Here is a 17,432-nt window from a genome sequence, read left to right as displayed (position 1 = left end):
GTTTACGGTTGCCGATTTCAGTTAAAGTTTTTTCAATTAATGCTCCAATGTCTTCTGGGAAGTCCATGGATACCACCTCACATTTTTCAATGTTCCCTTTTCGATCTACGATTACACGAATTCCAATTCGATCGTATTCATAGGGTTCGAATGAAAGTTTGGAAAAGTCAATTTTCTCATGAAGCTCTTCATACAGTTTTTCCCATCCTTCCTTAAAGTCAGCTCGTTCGTCAATTCGTCCATATCCGTAGGTGTAGTCAAAATCAATTATATCTTCAATTTCGTTCTGACTTAAGCTGTTGAAAAGTTCATATAATTCACGGATTTCTGGTTCAACTTCTTCGAAGAAATTTTCACCGTACTTTTAGTCAATTAGAAGTTGCATTTGGTCCGCATAACATTCTTCATTTCCAATTATTACGCATCCAGCTTCATATGAATCAATTTGATATTTAGATATTAAGTAAACCTCACGGAATTTCGAGTATTCAAGACTGAAATTTGGATCAATAACCAACCCATATGTTATTGACTTAAGAGTTCCAGTTTCTGCGTCCTTGTTAGCTCGAGTGACTGCCTGTTCACAGGTTTCGTTCAAAATATCTTCCATAGTCTGTCCAAATGTTGTTGAACAGACGAGCAGAAGTAAAATGAACAGATTTGAGTTTCGCATAATTATACCTAACGTACGAATAAAGTGCGCAGTGCACTTTATTCGCCTTACAACTGTAGGCCAATCTAACTAAGTTTTCAATATTTTAAAAGCACTTATTGTGTCAACAGAGAATTATATTTATATAATTATGGAATTGCAAGCTATAAGGACATAGAAATTTCAGAGTCAAGGATAAATTCACAAAAAAAGGCCACTGAAACAGTGGCCTTCTCTATTTATTAGAAAAATTCTAATTTATTTTATGCGGCATTTCTGGCGGCATTGATGATACCAAACATGGTCCTGAGGATCAGCTTTTGTAAGGCAGTATCTTCTTTGCCTTTGTCCAAAATGGTCTGAATGCCCTACTGCTGAATGGTGATCAACGGTAAAACAATTCTTTCCCTAATGGCAATGGATTGATTACTTAGCGGACTGTCCTCCAATAAGTCTGTTATTCCTGCCACTGCAAGCACCTTTTCATAAGACCTTTGGTACTCAACGTACATCAAGTCCCTGAATCCTCCAAATTGAGGATCCTCCTTAAGGTAAGCGGTCGCCGGATGAAAAGATTTGCAACTGTCTGAAACCAGAATGAAGGGTTGTTAAATAAGAAGCAGAGATTTATTTTCCTCTTTCATAAGGAAGTCAAATAAACCAAGGAAATGCCACCTTAGCTAACTGAAGGGTTTAGCCGTTAGGATGTTTGGTGCTCGAGTGGAGTTTTTTTATTCCGGCTTATTCTTTTTTCTCCGTCAATTGTAATTCTCTTTATATTTAAAAAGGGGCTCTTAATTAAAAAAGAAATGTTTGCTTCTTATCCTCATCAAACTCTGTCAAGCCGTATTTATTTTTCTGTGCCGGCATAATTTTGAAGGTCCCAAAGATCCTGTCCCAGACTATAAATATGTCGGCATAATTGGAATCTGTATAATATTGGTCTTGCTGATGATGTACCCTGTGGTGATCAGGCATCACAAAAATCAATCCGAGTGTTGAATTAAGCCATTTTGGGTAGGTAAGATTGGCATGTTCAAAAAAGAAAAACACATATAAAAATAAATAATATACTGCCATAGAAAGAACGTCAGTACCAAATAGTGCAGCAGTCAGGATATTCCCCATTCCAAATACTAATATTAATTCAAATGGGTGAAATCTAAAAACTGTTGATGCGTCCATTGAGGTATCACTATGGTGTACCCTATGAAATCTCCACAGCAAAGGAATTACGTGCGTACCCCTATGTATCCAATATGCTGTAATATCATATAAAGCGACAGAGATAAAAAGCTTAATCCAGAAGGGTAGTTCTATCAGATACAAGAGTCCAATATGATGCTCATTTAACCACTCTATAGAGAAAACTTGAAATGTCACAAAAAATACATTTAGGCCAACAAGAATAACTTGAAATAGTAAATTATGAAATAGGTGATGGATCCGTTTTTTAAAATTAACAGGGGATTGGGATACTTGCTCCAATGAAAAGAAAATTGCAATTAACCCAATCACAATAAAATTTGGGTCAATACCCAGTATCATATCTAAAAACTCCATATCATAAATAAATAAAACGAACGATAACGCCAACTTTATCAACTGCAACCACCGAAAAGTAATGCCTTCCCTTAACCCCTCCAACCTAAAAATAACAATTAAAACACAAATAACATCGTATCAGTTTGAAAAACAGGGTTTTATATTGAACTTTATCAATTCAGCCAAATAAATAATTTTAAACCAAATATTTACACATAAAAAAAGGCCACTGAAACAGTGGCCTTCTATATTTATCAGAAAATCTCTAATGGATGTTATGCAGCATTCCTTGCGGCATTGATAATACCAAACATGGTCCTAAGGATCAGCTTTTGTAAAGCGGTATCTTCTTTCCCTTTGTCCAAAATGGTCTGAATGGCATACTGTTGAATGGTGATCAACGGTAATACTATTCTTTCCCTGATGGCTATGGACTGATTACTTAGCGGACTATCCTCCAGTAAATCAGTCATTCCTGCCACTGCAAGCACCTTTTCATAAGACCTTTGGTACTCGCTGTACATCAAGTCCCAGAAACCTCCAAACTGAGGATCGTCCTTGAGGTATGCGGTAGCCGGATAAAATGATTTGGCCAAGGACTGCATGGAGTTCCCCAATAAAGATCGGAAAAACAAGGAGTCTTTGTACAGTTGCTGTACCTCTCCCAGTCTACCTTGCTTCTCAAGCTCCTCTATGGCTTTACCTACCCCAAAGAAACCCGGAATATTTTGTTTCATTTGCGCCCAGGCACCTACAAATGGTATGGCCCTAAGGTCTTCAAACTTCATGCTTCCTCCCTTGCTCCTTTTCACCGGTCTGGAACCAATATTGGTCATACCGAAGAATTTCAAAGGAGTTACTTTTTCCAGATAAGGAACAAACTGCTTGTGATTTTTCAGCTCTTTATAAGCATTATAGCTGATTTCCGCCATCTCATCGATAAGCGATTTTTGTTTTTCAGTCAGGCTATTTTCACTGGAAGGATACAAGTGACTTTCCATACCGGCACTAAGCAGTTGCTCCAAATTGTAAGAACAGCTTACCGGTTTACCATAGTTGGCACTAATGGTCTGTCCTTGAATGGTGATTTGAATCTCACGGTTTTCCACATTGGGACCGAGAGAAGCGTAGAAGTTATGGGTATTTCCACCACCTCGGGCAGGAGGTCCTCCTCTGCCGTCAAAGAAGATGACATCAATCCCCTCTTCTCTAGCCACTTTTGTAAGTTCCTCTTTGGCCCGCAAAATGGACCAGTTGGCTCGGATATATCCACCATCTTTGGTACCATCTGAAAAGCCCAACATAATGGACTGTTTGTTGCCTCGCTTACGAAGGTGCTCCCTGTATACTTTATTGTTATAAAGCTTGGTCATCACCCCATGGGCATTTGCCAAATCGTCGATGGTTTCAAATAGAGGAACAATATCAAGCGATAGATCACCACCATCCGCCAACAACAATTTATTAAGTTGAAAAACTTCCAGCACATGCAGCACTGATTGGTTGTTGGAAATGATGTATCTGTGACAGCCCATTGGGCCGTTATTTTTCTGGATATAATTGATAGACTTGACGCTTTCCAACATTTCTCTGTGGAAAGGATCCTCAAGAGCACTGATCTCAGGTAATTTGTCTATAGAAAGGATTTTCTCAATTTTTGCTTCCTCGTCACCTTGGTGGTAAGTTTCCAAAGCAGCTTCTCCTTCACTTTTCTCCAATATCTCATCCCAAAGGGCATCGTGTTTCCTGCTGTCTTGCCTAACATCCATGCTGGCAAAATGAAATCCAAACACCCTTACTTTAAGGATAAATTCATCCAATAACTCAAGTGATAGGCCGCCATGTTCTTCTATAATGCCTTTCCTGGCATCATATAAAACAGCAAGAAGGTCATCTTTGGATTTAAAAACATCTCCATCTCCACCAAAAAGGGTATTGTAGATTCCTTTTTCTGCTTTGATCAAGTGGCTCTCCACATTGTGGAAGGTCAAGCGACGTCTAACTTTACGGATATCTCTATAATAACATTTCAGGATGCTGTTCTGAAGTTTGTCGGCAACTTTTTTAGTGATCTCGTGCGTTACAAAAGGATTTCCGTCCCTGTCACCTCCCGGCCAAAAGCCTACTTTCAGCAAATTGGGATTTTCCCAATCATGAAGAGGGATATTTAGCTGGTTGAGAACACGAATCATTATGTCCGAAATACTTGGATAGAACACGTATTCCAAAAACCAAGTAAGGCTTACTGCTTCTTCATAAGGAGAAGGTTTCTCTTTATTGATAAATGCTGTTTTACCTAATTGGCGAAGCAGAAGATCTACATCTCCCAAATCATTTTTCCTTATGGCCTGTTCCAAGTCTGTGATAATGGCCAGAACATTACCGGGATAAAACTGTGTAGGGTGTGCAGTTAAAGTTAGTCGAACGGAAAAGTTTTTAAGCTTTTGTATCAGTTCATCTTTTTTATGGTCGTTTTCTGCTCTCGCAATCAAGGCGGTCATGGTACCTTTGCCTTTGATATCGTTGAATTTTTCAAAGGAAGCATCTTCTATCGAATCAAATAGAACTACTTGTCGTTCGATATATTGTACCATTTTAAAGAGAAGGTCGTGCCTTTCTTCTTCAGATTTATCAGCCATCAATTCTTCAAAGAATTGGCGGATAATTTCCTTTGGCGTTTTTTTTTTTTAAACCCGTTTTGACAAGCTTCAGACAAAATAGGTAGCAAGGTACCTGTCCTGTAAATTTGATCAAAAGGCAGGTCTAAAAACAGACTGTTATAAATCGTAAAACGCTTTGCGACTTCAGTCTCGTAGATGTTTGCCATGGTTGAAAAGGTTAGATTTAATCTTTGCAATATCTCAAAAATGCACATTTTTTTGCTTCAATGCATCAATTTTTTGTTATAATTTCTTATCGATATTACTACTATATTATATTTTGCTTACTATCAGTACATTATTAATTCCATCAACTAACCGTTAATGGAAACGATTCGTTAAGACCTGTCTAATCCTATAATTTTTTGTATTTTAGGCTTTCGTTACACAAACTCATTAAATAATCGCTGATGTTGATTGCCGTAATTTCGGGATTTATTTTTGCTTTAGTAATTCCCATGATCATGGGGAAACTGAAGGGAAAATCCACTATTTGGGTTGCTTTACTGCCGTTTTCTATTTTTGGGTTTTTTCTTTCGAAACTCCCAATTTTGCTGGCAGGAGACACCATTAAAGCCAGTTATCAATGGGTACCATCCATAGGAATTAACTTGGATTTCCACCTTGATGGCCTTTCCTTCCTTTTCGTATTACTGATAAGCGGGATAGGCACCCTGGTTTTTGTTTATACTTCTTCCTACCTAAAAGGACACCAATACCTTGATAGGTTTTATGCCTATCTTTCCATGTTTATGGCTTCCATGCTTGGATTGGTACTTTCCGACAATATTTATGCCCTTTTTATTTTCTGGGAACTAACCAGTATAAGTTCTTTCTTTTTGATTGGGTTTAATAACGATAACCCTGATTCAAGAAAATCAGCCATCACAGCTTTGGCCATCACTGGATTCGGCGGATTGTTTTTAATGGCTGCCATGGTAGGATTAGGACAAATCACCGGTACTTCTCAAATATCTGCTTTAATACCTCTTACCGATTCCATCCAATCTCATGAGCTATATGGATGGGTTTTGGTATTTTTATTTATTGCAGCATTTACCAAATCCGCTCAATTTCCGTTCCACTTTTGGTTGCCCGGAGCAATGAAAGCACCAACACCTGTTTCAACCTACTTGCATTCAGCGACTATGGTAAAAGCAGGAATTTATTTACTCGCTCGTTTTACCCCGGTTTTAGGAAATCATGAATGGTGGAACAGTACCTTGATCATCGTAGGGGCAATTACCATGACCTATGCTGCTATCCATGCTTTGTTTAGGCTAGACCTCAAAGGGATCTTGGCCTACTCCACCATTTCAGCCCTGGGCATACTGGTTTTCCTTATCGGATTGGGCACCAAAGATGCTTTACTGGCTGCTGCGGTATTTATACTGGTACACGCCTTGTATAAAGCCACACTATTCCTGGTAACCGGTATCATCGACCACGAGACAGGCACGCGAGACATCCGACAGCTAGGTGGCTTAAATAAGGTAATGCTTCCTGTGGGAATAGCAGCCATTCTTGCGGCCATCTCCAATGCCGGTATTCCACCTTCCTTCGGTTTTGTGGGAAAAGATCTGATTTATGAGGCCACTTTGGGCATGGGTGACATTGCCTGGCTCCTAACCGGCCTGGCTATTATAACCAATGCAGCTTTGCTATTTGCCGGCTTTTTGGCAGGAATAAAACCATTTGTAGGTAAACTGCCCGAAAAATACCAAAAACTACACCTACCCAGTCCTGCAATGTATGTCCCTCCCATGTTGCTTGGTTTTTTGGGAATTTTATTTGGCCTGGCCCCCGGATTAATCGAAGGAGGCATAATCAAACCTGTAGTACAATCCATCACAGGAAATAGCCCGGATTTTCATTTGAAACTTTGGCATGGCTTCAACCTTATTTTACTTCTAAGTGCCATCACCATTGGATCAGGCATCGCCTTGTATTTCCTATTGAAACCCTCTGAAGGGCTGCTTGCCAAGGTGGCAAAATTTGAAAATATCTCTCCGCATACAATTATCAATAAAATTGCAGATGGTTTTGTAGGCTTAAGCAGGGTATGGACAAAGTTTTTTCAAAATGGGTACCTGAGGTTTTATCTCATCACCATCCTTTCCTTTCTTTGCATTTTATTGGCTTACCGTTTTTTCACGGGTGTAGAGTTGTACCTGGACACCTCCAAACTTTCTGATGTAACCTTCTATGAAGCGGTGGTAGTAGTGATCATGGCCACTGCCATTTTCTTTACCGTATTTTCAAATTCAAGACTTACGGCTGTGGCCTCCTTAGGGGTGGTGGGCTACTCCTTTTGCATGATCTTTTTGTTTTATTCTGCACCCGATTTGGCCATGACCCAGTTTTCTATAGATACCCTTACGGTTATCCTATTCGTCTTGGTCTTGTATAATCTCCCCAGATACTTGGTGTTACCGGATAATAATGACAAAATCCGCGACGGATTACTCGCCTTGGTATTTGGAGGACTTATTAGCGTATTGACCTTGGAAGTAATGAACGAGTCTGTAACCAAGGAAATCAGTGAATACTATGCAAAGAATGCTTACATCTTAGGCAAAGGAAAAAATGTGGTGAATGTAATCCTGGTCGATTTCAGGGGTTTTGATACCATTGTAGAAATCACTGTATTGGCCATAGCGGCCATCGGTGTATTTGGCCTTTTGAAACTTCATCTTAAAAGTACTGAAAAAGAATAATTATGAAAACCATCATATTTAAGACAGCATCGGCCTACCTGCTCCCCTTGCTATTGCTCTTTTCAATTTTCATTCTATTGCGCGGTCATTACTTACCGGGTGGAGGTTTTGTCGGTGGCCTAATGGCTTCTATCGCATTTGTAATTCATTCTTTTGCCAATGGAATCGATAAAACGAAAAACATCATGACCTTTCATCCGGGATTTTTAATGCCTGTAGGTCTACTACTGGCCTTGGTTTCCGGTGCCTTGCCTTTGTTTTTCGGGGACACTTTCATGACAGGATTGTGGATGGAAAATGCGGTGCCTGTCATCGGTAAAGTAGGTTCTGCTTTATTCTTCGACACAGGCGTTTACTTGGTAGTTATTGGTGTTACCCTCACCATTATTTTCACCATATCAGAAGGATTATAATATGGAAATTTTATTGGTAATAATCATAGGGCTCTTGTATGCCGCCGGTATCTATATGATGCTGAGAAGAAGTTTGGTTAAACTGATTATTGGTTTAATCTTACTTGGCAATGGAGCCAATCTATTAATATTTTTATTGGGCAAAATTGTCAAAGGACAGCCCCTATTATTGCATCTTCAGAAAAGATGCTGGGAGAATTGTATGCAGACCCTGTACCCCAAGCATTAATCCTTACAGCCATAGTTATTAGTTTTGGATTACAGGCCTTTGCCATAATATTGGTCAAAAGGGCTTACAAGGTGGTTAAAACAGACGATCTGGACGAAATGAACGCAACCGACGAAGACTTATGAACAACCCATACATTGTTTTACCGGTAATTTTCCAGCTTTTTATAGCCGTATTATTGATGTTCTCCTGGAACAGCAAGAATATTCAAAAGCTTATCTCTGTAACCGGATCTCTAATCGCTCTTGTTATCAGCATATTGCTTTTGGTAAAAGTAAATACCGAAGGCATTCAAATCATGCAGGCCGGAGGTTGGGCTGCCCCTTTTGGAATCACCTTTGTCGCCGACACCTTCAGTTCTCTACTGGTATTGCTTACCGCAATTGCAGGCTTGGCTGTCAGTGTTTATTCCGTTGGTAGCATTAGAAATGCACGTGTCAAATTCGGGTATTTTCCCATTTTCCATTTGCTTATCATGGGACTCAGTGGGGCATTCCTTACAGGAGATATCTTCAATCTGTATGTATGGTTTGAAATCATCATCATTTCCTCCTTTGTATTGCTTACCATTGGCGGAGAAAAAGCTCAAATTGAAGGTGCCATCAAATATGTCACCATGAATTTATTGGCCTCGGTTATCTTCCTAACCGCCATTGCCATACTTTACGGGCTTACCGGCAGTTTGAATATGGCAGATCTCTCCTTGCGGGTTGCAGAAATAGAAAATAGAGGTTTGGTCAACGTAACTGCCATACTCTTTCTTGTCGGGTTTGGAATTAAATCAGCCATTTTCCCACTTTATTTTTGGCTACCTGCCTCCTACCACACGCCTCCCCCGGCCATTTCTGCCATTTTCGGAGGACTGCTTACAAAAGTTGGCGTTTATGCTATGCTCAGGGTATTTACGTTGATATTTATACCGGATGCTTTTCTCTCCACTGTAATCATGGCGCTTGCGATTTTAACTATCTTATCGGGGGGCATAGGGGCTTTGATTCAAAATAATATGAGGAAAGTAATTAGTTACCTAATTATTTGCCACATTGGATTTATGCTTGCGGGCTTAGGGGTTTACAGTAGTTTAGCCATTGCCGGAGCCATATTTTATTTGGTGCATGACATTGTCGTAAAAACTAATCTTTTCATGGTCAGCGGATTAATATTCAAGTTCAAAGGAACTTACTCTATGCGCTTGCTAGGCAGTTTTTATAAGGAACACCCAAAGCTAAGCCTTCTGATGGCCATTCCTCTCTTTTCCTTGGTAGGCATCCCACCTTTGTCAGGCTTTTGGGGCAAGTTGTTGTTACTTCAAGGAGCCTTGGAACAATCAAATATATTGATACTGATTTTCGTAATTCTGGGAAGTTTCCTTACCTTATTGATTATCGCTCGCTTGTGGTCAGAAGTCTTTTGGAAAGACGGCCCCGAGCTACCGGAAAAAAAGCATATAAAATACTTTAATGCACTAAAACCTCTGAAAAGGAGAGCGATGATTGGTTCCATACTCTTCCTGTCATTCATTTCACTAGGTATTGGTTTTGGGGCAGAGTGGGTCATGCGATTGTCAATAAAAATCGCAGACAACCTTATGGACCCCTCACTATATATTCAAGCAGTTTTGGGCAATTAATTCGATAGAAAAATGATAAAAACCAGATTTCTTAGTAACCTACTGCTTTCCTTTATTTGGCTGGCAGTGACAGGTGATTTCTCCTTTATAAATTTCGTATTTGGTTTTACCTTGAGTTTTTTGTTGATGTGGCTTATTTCACAACGCGGAGAGGACAACAGGTATCTCTATCGAGGACCGAAGGTGGTGGCCTTCATATTCTTTTTCTTATACGAACTGGTAAAAGCAAACCTCCAAGTGGCTTATGATGTCATCACTCCCAGTTATTTTATGAAACCGGGCATCATCAAAATCCCTCTTGATGCAAAGACAGATATGGAGATCACATTATTGGCTAACCTTATTACCCTGACTCCCGGAACCTTAAGTCTGGATGTGTCAGACGACAGGAAAGTACTTTATGTACATGCCATGTATGTCAAAAACAAAGACCGCTTTATAGCGGATATTAAAAATGGATTCGAACGTAAACTATTGGAGATTTTGAGATGAGTGTATACGACTTCCTATATTATATAATTCTTCCTGTGTTGGCCATTTCTACCTTGTTAATCTTTATCAGGTTTCTCATTGGCCCCTCCCTCTCTGACAGGGTGGTAGCGCTTGATCTATTGCTTACTACCGGAATAGGCATCATTACCATTTACAGTATTTATACCAATCAACCCGCCTTCCTTGATATCGCCATGATCATGGCCTTAATTGCGTTCTTGGGTACAGTAGCATTTTCTTATTATTTAGATAAAAAGAGAAAAAAATGAGTGATATATTAATCATAATTCTTAGCTCCCTTGGGGGCTTATTCATTCTGCTAGCTGCAGTTGGAGTAATTCGAATGCCGGATCTTTACCTCCGAATTTCTGTCACTACCAAAGCAGCCACACTAGGCATAGGACTATTGCTGATTTCTGCTGCAGTTTATTTCAATGAAATAGGGATTACGTCCAGAGTTCTGGCCATAATTATATTCATATTGCTTACTGCTCCTGTGGGGGCACACATGATAGGGAGGGCCTCCTATTTCTCAGGAGTAAAACTTTGGTCCAAATCCAAAGAGGACGATTTAAAAGGAAAATACCATCCCAAAACTCATGAATTGGCCAGTGGCATGAACAAAACCGATGAAAAAAATGAAAGTAAAAAATCTAATTAACGCCTGTTTACTAATGATCTTTATGGCTTGCGGTACAGCATCAAATGACAATAAGACAGAAAATAAAACGAATGAGGAAGCCTCCTCTTCAGCTCATTTGTTTCTCTTGGGGACCTATACCAACTCTCCGGACCAAGGCATTCACCTAATGGCTTTTCACCCTAATGAAGGCAAGATTCAAACCATTAGTACCGCGGCAGCCGTAGAAAACCCTTCCTTTGTTATTGCTAACAAAGCGCAAGACTTGGTCTATGCAGTGGAAGAAAATGGAGGTAAAGAAGGAGGGAAAATTACTTCTTTCAGTCTTATAAATGGAAAATTACAAAAGCTTAATTCAGTGAAAGCCTCTGCTAAATCCCCTTGCTACATCACTATAGATCCAAGTGAATCTTTTGCTGTAACGGCCAATTATAGTTCCGGGGATTTTTCTGTAATTCCGATCGCAGAAAACGGAGAAGTAAAACCTGTTACCCAAGTCATTGCGCATACAGGAAGTAGTGTGGTCACCAATAGACAGAAAGAACCTCATGTTCACGCGGCTATTTTTCATCCAATTGATGGCAATTTATTCATTGCTGACTTAGGGACTGACGAAGTGGTAGTATATGAATTTGACAACAGCCTTGAAAAACCTGTGAATCCTGAACCAATTTATAGGTTAAAAGTAGCCCCCGGTGCGGGACCTAGACATATGGTCTTTAATAGCAAAGGAGATAAACTTTACCTAATTCATGAAATTTCCGCAGAAATAGGCGTTTATTCATATGATCAAGGCGAATTAAAGCACCAAGCCACCCACTCTTTAATTGCAGAAGGGTTTGAAGGTAAAGTTGGAGCTGCTGAAGTAAGACTTAGTCCTGATGGGAAATTCCTTTATGCTTCAAACCGTGGTGAAGCCAATGAAATTATTGCTTTTAAAATCAAAGAGAATGGGGACTTAACCCATGTGCAAACCGTATCTTCCATGGGTAAAGCCCCAAGAAATTTCAACATCACCAATGATGGGAAATATCTTTTGGCGGGAAACCAAGACTCGAATACTATCCTATCTTTTGAAAGAAACTTAGATTCCGGAGAGTTGAAACCAATGGACACCAAATTTGAGATTCATAAACCAGTTTACATTAATTTCTTGCCTTAATACAGGCAAACAAACAGGATATTTTCCTGAATCAATTCTTTTCCTTAATATTGGGCCGATTTTGAGAAGAACGATAAATCGTGAACATAGTAAATAAAATAACATGGCAGCAACGAGCGAGCTGAAATACAAATCCTTGTTAAATAGGAGAGAGACAGAAAAAGCCATAGACCTCATCAAAACAAAATTCCCAAAGATGATGTCCGAAAAGTTAAACCTTTTCAAGGTGTCATGTCCATTAATCATTATGGATGGAACAGGTATTAACGATGACCTAAGTGGTACAGAACGACCTGTGAAATTTCCAATAAAAAATCAAGGGGATGCTCCCGGAGTTGTGGTGCAATCATTGGCAAAATGGAAACGGTGGCAGTTGGCTGAACTCGAAACCGAAGATGGTGAAGGTATAATAACAGACATGAGGGCCTTGAGACCGGATGAAGACTATTCTCCACAGCATTCATTGTATGTAGACCAATGGGATTGGGAACAAAAAATTAATCTTTCCAAAAGAAATCTAACCTATCTGAAAGAAGTAGTTGAAGGTATTTATGAGATTTATCGAGAAATGGAAAAAAGTGTCGCTTCTATTTTTCCTCAGATCAGCCCTTTATTGCCGGAAAAAATTAAATTTATTCAGGCAGAGGATCTGCTACAAGCATATCCCAATTTAACTCCCAAAGAAAGGGAATATGAAGCTACAAAAGCACATGGTGCTGTATTCTTGATAGGTATTGGGGACAAATTAAGCAATGGCGAAAAGCATGATGACCGAGCACCGGACTATGATGACTGGAGTAGCTATAATTCCGAAGGCCATAAAGGATTGAATGGAGACATATTGGTTTGGAATCCGGTACTAGAAAATTCTTTTGAACTTTCTTCCATGGGTATAAGAGTAGATGCAGAGACACTGGCCCATCAGTTAAAAAATTCCGGTGAAGAAAAAGAGCAGGTTTATTTTTCCACCAAAAACTATTAAATGGAGAATTACCACAAAGTATAGGTGGTGGAATCGGTCAGTCCAGAACCTGCATGTTCTTGCTAAGAAAAAAGCACATTGGAGAGGTGCAATCGGGAATTTGGCCCGAAAAAGAATTTCAAAAATGTAAGGAAGAAGGCATTGATTTAATGAGATAATAATCCAATTAAAGGGTTGAATCTTACTGTTTTTGCCCATTTCTTGGCCAATGCATTTTATGTAATCTTTTAATTCCTGAAAATATTTTTATACAAGAGTTTTTTTTGCCAAAAGATTCATTACCTTTACCTCAATAAATACAATCAATTAATTATATTATGAACACAGGAAAAGTAAAATTTTTTAATGAATCTAAAGGATTCGGTTTTATTATTGATGATGAATCATCAAAAGAGTATTTTGTGCATGTCTCTGGACTAATTGACGAAATCAGAGAAGACGATGATGTATCCTTTGATCTTAAAGAAGGAAGAAAAGGTCTGAATGCAGTGAATGTGAAGGTAGTAAACGCATAACATAACATTGACATCAGTAGTGAAAAGCAATCATCTAAGGTTGCTTTTTTTGTGCCTATATTTCCCAGGGTATTGGTTTAGGATACTTCACGTAGCTCTAACCGATTTCAAATACGTGAGCATTGCATTTCATTAGTGTCCGTCAATTTTAATATCAGCAAAAAATCATGTTGATATTAGTGATTTTTCTCTCGGGAGCAACTCATTTTTCTCATAACCAACTTGAGAAAAATACAATAAACCATTTTTAGCATACTGAGAAGAAGCCTAATTTAATAGGCGTAATATTTATTGTTTTTTAAAACCTTCAATTCCACACCACCTTTACAAACCACCTAGATTATTAAACTCCTTAAAATAAAAAACACCGAGCTTCCACCCGGAGTTTCTTAAGTCAAAGCTTTGCTATATATCGCTTGAATACATAAATTTTTAACCCGAATTATAACTAGGAGGATTTCCCATGATTACGGGAAGCCTTGTAATCGCAAGTCTCCTGCCTGCATATAGATTTCATCACGTAATAGAAATCTATTGTAAATTTCGGGTTTAATCCACAATTACCATTTTTCCCGATTGTATTTTCCCTTTTATGGTCACCTCAGCGGCATTGTCAATTAATAAATCATCACTACTTGATTGATCTCCGATACTTAGCCTCCCACTACCTACCTTGAAATCATAATTATAATCCTTTAGGGAAGATCTGGTATTTACTTTCATATAACCGGATGAAGCAGACAGATTAGTTTCCGGCCCTAGCCCACAATCATTGGCCACTAACATACCGGATGTCAAGCTGATTTCACCTAATTCTGTGATCTCATTTAAATCTGCTTTTCCTGAACTCATGCTTCCGGAAACAAGCCCATCTATATCGGTCAAAACAACCATACCACTTGAGCCTCTAAACTTAACATTACCTTTCATCCCTTCCAATGTTCCCATTCCAGAAGATAATTCTAAATTCAAATCACCTTGGATATTCTCAAGCTCCAGTTTTCCGGAAGAAATTCTCACACTTAAATTCGGAGAGCGAAGATTTTCTGCTTCAATTTTCCCTGAGCTACCCTTGAGCACAATATCTTCATTGTCAACATTAAACACTTCCATGGTCCCAGATGAATTATTTATATTTAACGCCATATCGGAAGGCCCCGTGATACTGATAAAACCCTTTACTTTAAAAGAGGAGAAAAAAGAACCAAAATCATCCCTTGGCCCAAAATCAACAAACAATTCCTCGCCAATTTTCTTCACCGTCACTCCCTCCATTTGCGAATCACTTGCTTCTACAAATGCATTTAGAACCACTTCTTCAGCTTCGTCTCTACCGGTATAACTGATTTCAAGCGCACCCCCATTTACATTGACTTTAGTGATACCATCATAAGTTGATTCTATATCACTTATGGTTTCCATGGAAATTGGGTTACAAGAAATTTGTATACCCGAGAACCCCACAAGAACAAACAAAAACAATAAAGGAAATCTATGCATCGTTATTATTTTTAAAGGCATCATTATTGGTTTTGAAATCATCGCTTACAGCCAATAAAGAAAGTGTTTCATGGGCAATCTTGATGTTATACTCATAAGTCAAGCTTTTGTAGTTGACCAAGTCAACAATGGTTCCTATAAAACATAAGCCCACAGTAAGTAAATAAAGAATCCCTAGGCCAATTTGCCCTAAAATAAAACGATGCAATCCTGCAAAGCCAAAAAGCCTATCAAAGTCAAGATTAATATCATTTGGCTATCCTTCCTTCTGGCACGATATACCTGAGCAAATAAGCTTGCTTGCTCTTCATTCATATCTTTCAAAATTCCTTGGATATAACCCAATTCCATTCCTTCTAATTCCGGAAGGTGTCTCAATACATTTGCCATAATTTTTTATTTAATATTATTAATTCAATTATTCTAAATAGGATTACCATGAAAGCAAAGCCTCCCAGTGGATGATAAGCCCAAGAAATGGTGAAATCTCCATGCATAAAATAATGAATGGACCGACCAATACCACAGCCCGGGCACCAAGTGAACCCTAATGAATCAAGAGGACAAAAACAAAAAGAATGCGGAGCTTCTGCACCGCCAATATACAAACCTAATAGAGCAATTGTCCATAAAATCAATTCCAGAATCCCTGAGTTGATTACTTTCATGTCTTTCAATATACGAATAGAGTGCCAGTTATAAAATAGGCTAATGAAGGAAGTACGGACCCATTTGGCTAAAAGATGTGTTCGATTGAAGTACAAATATTGTTCATATTCGGACAGAAAACATAATAGTAATAGCCAAAACTTAAAGAAGACTTAAGCATTGAAGAAGTTAAGAATTAAAATAATATTAATGTTGAAAACAAATAGCTTTTTGTACATTAGATAATCATAATTGAGATACTAAAATTTTAAAATTTCAAAGATCGAGATAAATGATAAACAAAAGTAAAATTAGCAGCGCCAACTATTTCAGGTGCCTGAAATTTTTCAAGGCACTTTTATTTATTGTTTTTTTATTGAACAGTAGGTTGCTTAAAGCCCAAGAAGATACCGATCTTTTTCTTGTTGAATCCAAAAAGAATTTGTTTGGTTTTACAATATTCCCAGAGACTGCAAAAAAATATCCAAAGGAGAAGGATATGATAACCAACCTTCTTTTATCAATAAAAGTCAATTGGTATTTACTTCTAAAGACCCGACGGGTAATTTTGATGTAATCCTATATAATCTAGATACGGATAAATACACCAATATGACAAGGACTCCGGAACTTGATGAGTTCTCACCTAAGTTAACAAGTTGCGGTCAATATATTTCCACAGTAAGGGTTGAAAAAGACAGCAGTCAGCGCATATGGTTATACCCTATAAATTTCGGGGAACCGGAGCTTTTATACGATGACATCGAACCTGTGGGATATTATGGTTGGCATGGAGAAACAGCTGCCTTATTCTTGGTAGGTTCTCCCAACCGATTGGTCTATCCTTACAGTAGAGAAGAAATATTTGAGATCGCTGAAAACCCGGGTCGTTGCATAAGCCAAAGACCAGGTACAAATGAAATTGTATATGTAGACAAAAACTCAAACATCATTTCTAATGGAAGAGAAGCTTATGAATTGAAAGCTTTTGATGTAAAAAGCAGGCAAACAAAAACGATAGGTATAACTTTAGCAGGGGAAGAGGACTTTGTATGGATTGATAAGAACAATCTTTTAATGGCCCGGGATAAAACCATCTATCTCAAAAATATTAGCAAAGGAACAGGATGGGAAGAAATAGCAACATTAAATACCCTAGAATATCGTAACATCAGCAGAATTGCATTAAGTCCGGACAATAAAAACTTGGTCATAACGATGGAGCCGTCAAAATGATTGGGAGTTTTAATATCGGATGAAGCCTATTAAACCCTGTTTCAATAGGCCTTTTAAATAAAATGCAAAACTGAAAATGATGTAGCCTATCCCAAAAGAATTACAAGCATCTACTGATACTTGAACAAATAAGCACTAGATGTAGATTGTATCTACACCTTTTTATTTAATAGGAGTATTTTTTATGGAATATACCCTTGATTCGAATAAGGATGAATGTTGCCTATATAGAGGGGCCTATAGGGATAAATGGTTTGCTAAGTGATCGCATAAAGTTTATTTCAAAAGCTTGAACCTTACGTTAGCGTAGCGTTCTTAAAAAAGTTAGGGGACATTAAGCAAGTATATTTAAAAAAAGTGCATAAAAAAAGACCCTTAGATAGCTCTAAGGGTCTAAAAGAAGGCGGCGAT

13 protein-coding genes and 4 pseudogenes are annotated in these 17,432 nt (G+C 38.4%); 11 read left to right on the top strand and 6 right to left on the bottom strand.

The genetic code is table 11. From position 1 onward, the window contains the following. Positions 1-915: 915 nt before the first annotated feature. From WG932_RS27570 to WG932_RS27560, 3 genes and pseudogenes are all read right to left on the bottom strand, one after another. A pseudogene (locus tag WG932_RS27570) lies at positions 916-1,230 on the bottom strand (phosphoenolpyruvate carboxylase); the annotation flags it as partial. A gap of 220 nt (positions 1,231-1,450) precedes the next feature. After that, positions 1,451-2,035 (bottom strand): sterol desaturase family protein, encoded by a 585-nt coding sequence (locus WG932_RS27565; protein ID WP_483086035.1) that lies wholly within the window; start codon positions 2,033-2,035, stop codon positions 1,451-1,453. Between the two features lie 437 nt (positions 2,036-2,472). Further along, a pseudogene (locus tag WG932_RS27560) lies at positions 2,473-5,024 on the bottom strand (phosphoenolpyruvate carboxylase). Between the two features lie 243 nt (positions 5,025-5,267). On the opposite strand from WG932_RS27560, the gene WG932_RS27555 reads away from it, so the two are divergent. The 10 genes and pseudogenes from WG932_RS27555 (at position 5,268) to WG932_RS27510 (ending at position 13,637) form a co-directional block, all read left to right on the top strand. Then, the gene (locus tag WG932_RS27555) at positions 5,268-7,574 is read left to right on the top strand and encodes a putative monovalent cation/H+ antiporter subunit A (protein WP_483086034.1); all 2,307 of its coding nucleotides are present in this window, start codon (positions 5,268-5,270) and stop codon (positions 7,572-7,574) included. 2 nt (positions 7,575-7,576) lie between these two features. Continuing rightward, positions 7,577-7,987: a Na+/H+ antiporter subunit B gene (locus WG932_RS27550; protein ID WP_014020897.1), complete on the top strand. Its 411-nt coding sequence runs from the start codon at positions 7,577-7,579 to the stop codon at positions 7,985-7,987. Between the two features lies 1 nt (position 7,988). Next, positions 7,989-8,341: pseudogene (locus WG932_RS27545) on the top strand (Na+/H+ antiporter subunit C). Then, a complete protein-coding gene (locus tag WG932_RS27540) occupies positions 8,338-9,846 on the top strand; it encodes a proton-conducting transporter transmembrane domain-containing protein (RefSeq protein ID WP_014020895.1) in 1,509 nt (502 codons plus the stop codon). The pseudogene WG932_RS27545 and the gene WG932_RS27540 overlap by 4 nt, the downstream one beginning before the upstream one ends. A gap of 12 nt (positions 9,847-9,858) precedes the next feature. After that, complete coding sequence (locus WG932_RS27535) at positions 9,859-10,338, top strand: Na+/H+ antiporter subunit E (RefSeq protein WP_014020894.1); 480 nt, start codon at positions 9,859-9,861, stop codon at positions 10,336-10,338. Beyond that, positions 10,335-10,607, top strand: a complete 273-nt coding sequence (locus WG932_RS27530; RefSeq protein ID WP_483086033.1) for a cation:proton antiporter — start codon at positions 10,335-10,337, stop codon at positions 10,605-10,607. Before WG932_RS27535 ends, WG932_RS27530 begins: the two co-directional genes overlap by 4 nt. Beyond that, positions 10,604-10,999 carry a monovalent cation/H(+) antiporter subunit G gene (gene mnhG / locus WG932_RS27525; RefSeq protein WP_014020892.1) on the top strand — a complete coding sequence of 132 codons (396 nt, stop codon included), beginning with the start codon at positions 10,604-10,606 and terminating at the stop codon, positions 10,997-10,999. The genes WG932_RS27530 and mnhG overlap by 4 nt, the downstream gene beginning before the upstream one ends. Continuing rightward, positions 10,977-12,140, top strand: coding sequence for a lactonase family protein (locus WG932_RS27520; RefSeq protein WP_483086032.1), 1,164 nt, complete (start codon positions 10,977-10,979; stop codon positions 12,138-12,140). Before mnhG ends, WG932_RS27520 begins: the two co-directional genes overlap by 23 nt. A gap of 103 nt (positions 12,141-12,243) precedes the next feature. Next, entirely contained in the window at positions 12,244-13,122 is an 879-nt protein-coding gene (gene asnA, locus WG932_RS27515; protein ID WP_483086031.1) for an aspartate--ammonia ligase, read from the top strand. 317 nt (positions 13,123-13,439) lie between these two features. Next, positions 13,440-13,637, top strand: a complete 198-nt coding sequence (locus tag WG932_RS27510) for a cold-shock protein (RefSeq protein WP_014020889.1) — start codon at positions 13,440-13,442, stop codon at positions 13,635-13,637. A 549-nt stretch (positions 13,638-14,186) separates the two neighbouring features. On the opposite strand, the gene WG932_RS27505 is transcribed toward WG932_RS27510, so the two are convergent. From WG932_RS27505 to WG932_RS27495, 3 genes and pseudogenes are all read right to left on the bottom strand, one after another. Further along, positions 14,187-15,059: a DUF4097 family beta strand repeat-containing protein gene (locus tag WG932_RS27505; protein ID WP_483086030.1), complete on the bottom strand. Its 873-nt coding sequence runs from the start codon at positions 15,057-15,059 to the stop codon at positions 14,187-14,189. Between the two features lie 70 nt (positions 15,060-15,129). Then, a pseudogene (locus WG932_RS27500) lies at positions 15,130-15,527 on the bottom strand (TM2 domain-containing protein). Then, a complete protein-coding gene (locus tag WG932_RS27495; protein ID WP_483086029.1) occupies positions 15,512-15,805 on the bottom strand; it encodes a DUF2752 domain-containing protein in 294 nt (97 codons plus the stop codon). The pseudogene WG932_RS27500 and the gene WG932_RS27495 overlap by 16 nt, the downstream one beginning before the upstream one ends. 514 nt (positions 15,806-16,319) lie before the next feature. Between WG932_RS27495 and WG932_RS27490 the strand changes: the two genes are divergently transcribed. After that, complete coding sequence (locus WG932_RS27490) at positions 16,320-17,021, top strand: TolB-like translocation protein (protein ID WP_483086028.1); 702 nt, start codon at positions 16,320-16,322, stop codon at positions 17,019-17,021. Positions 17,022-17,432: the final 411 nt, after the last annotated feature.

The organism is Cyclobacterium sp. SOCE241, from assembly GCF_056867545.1.
This window is presented reverse-complemented; position numbering and strand designations above follow the sequence as displayed.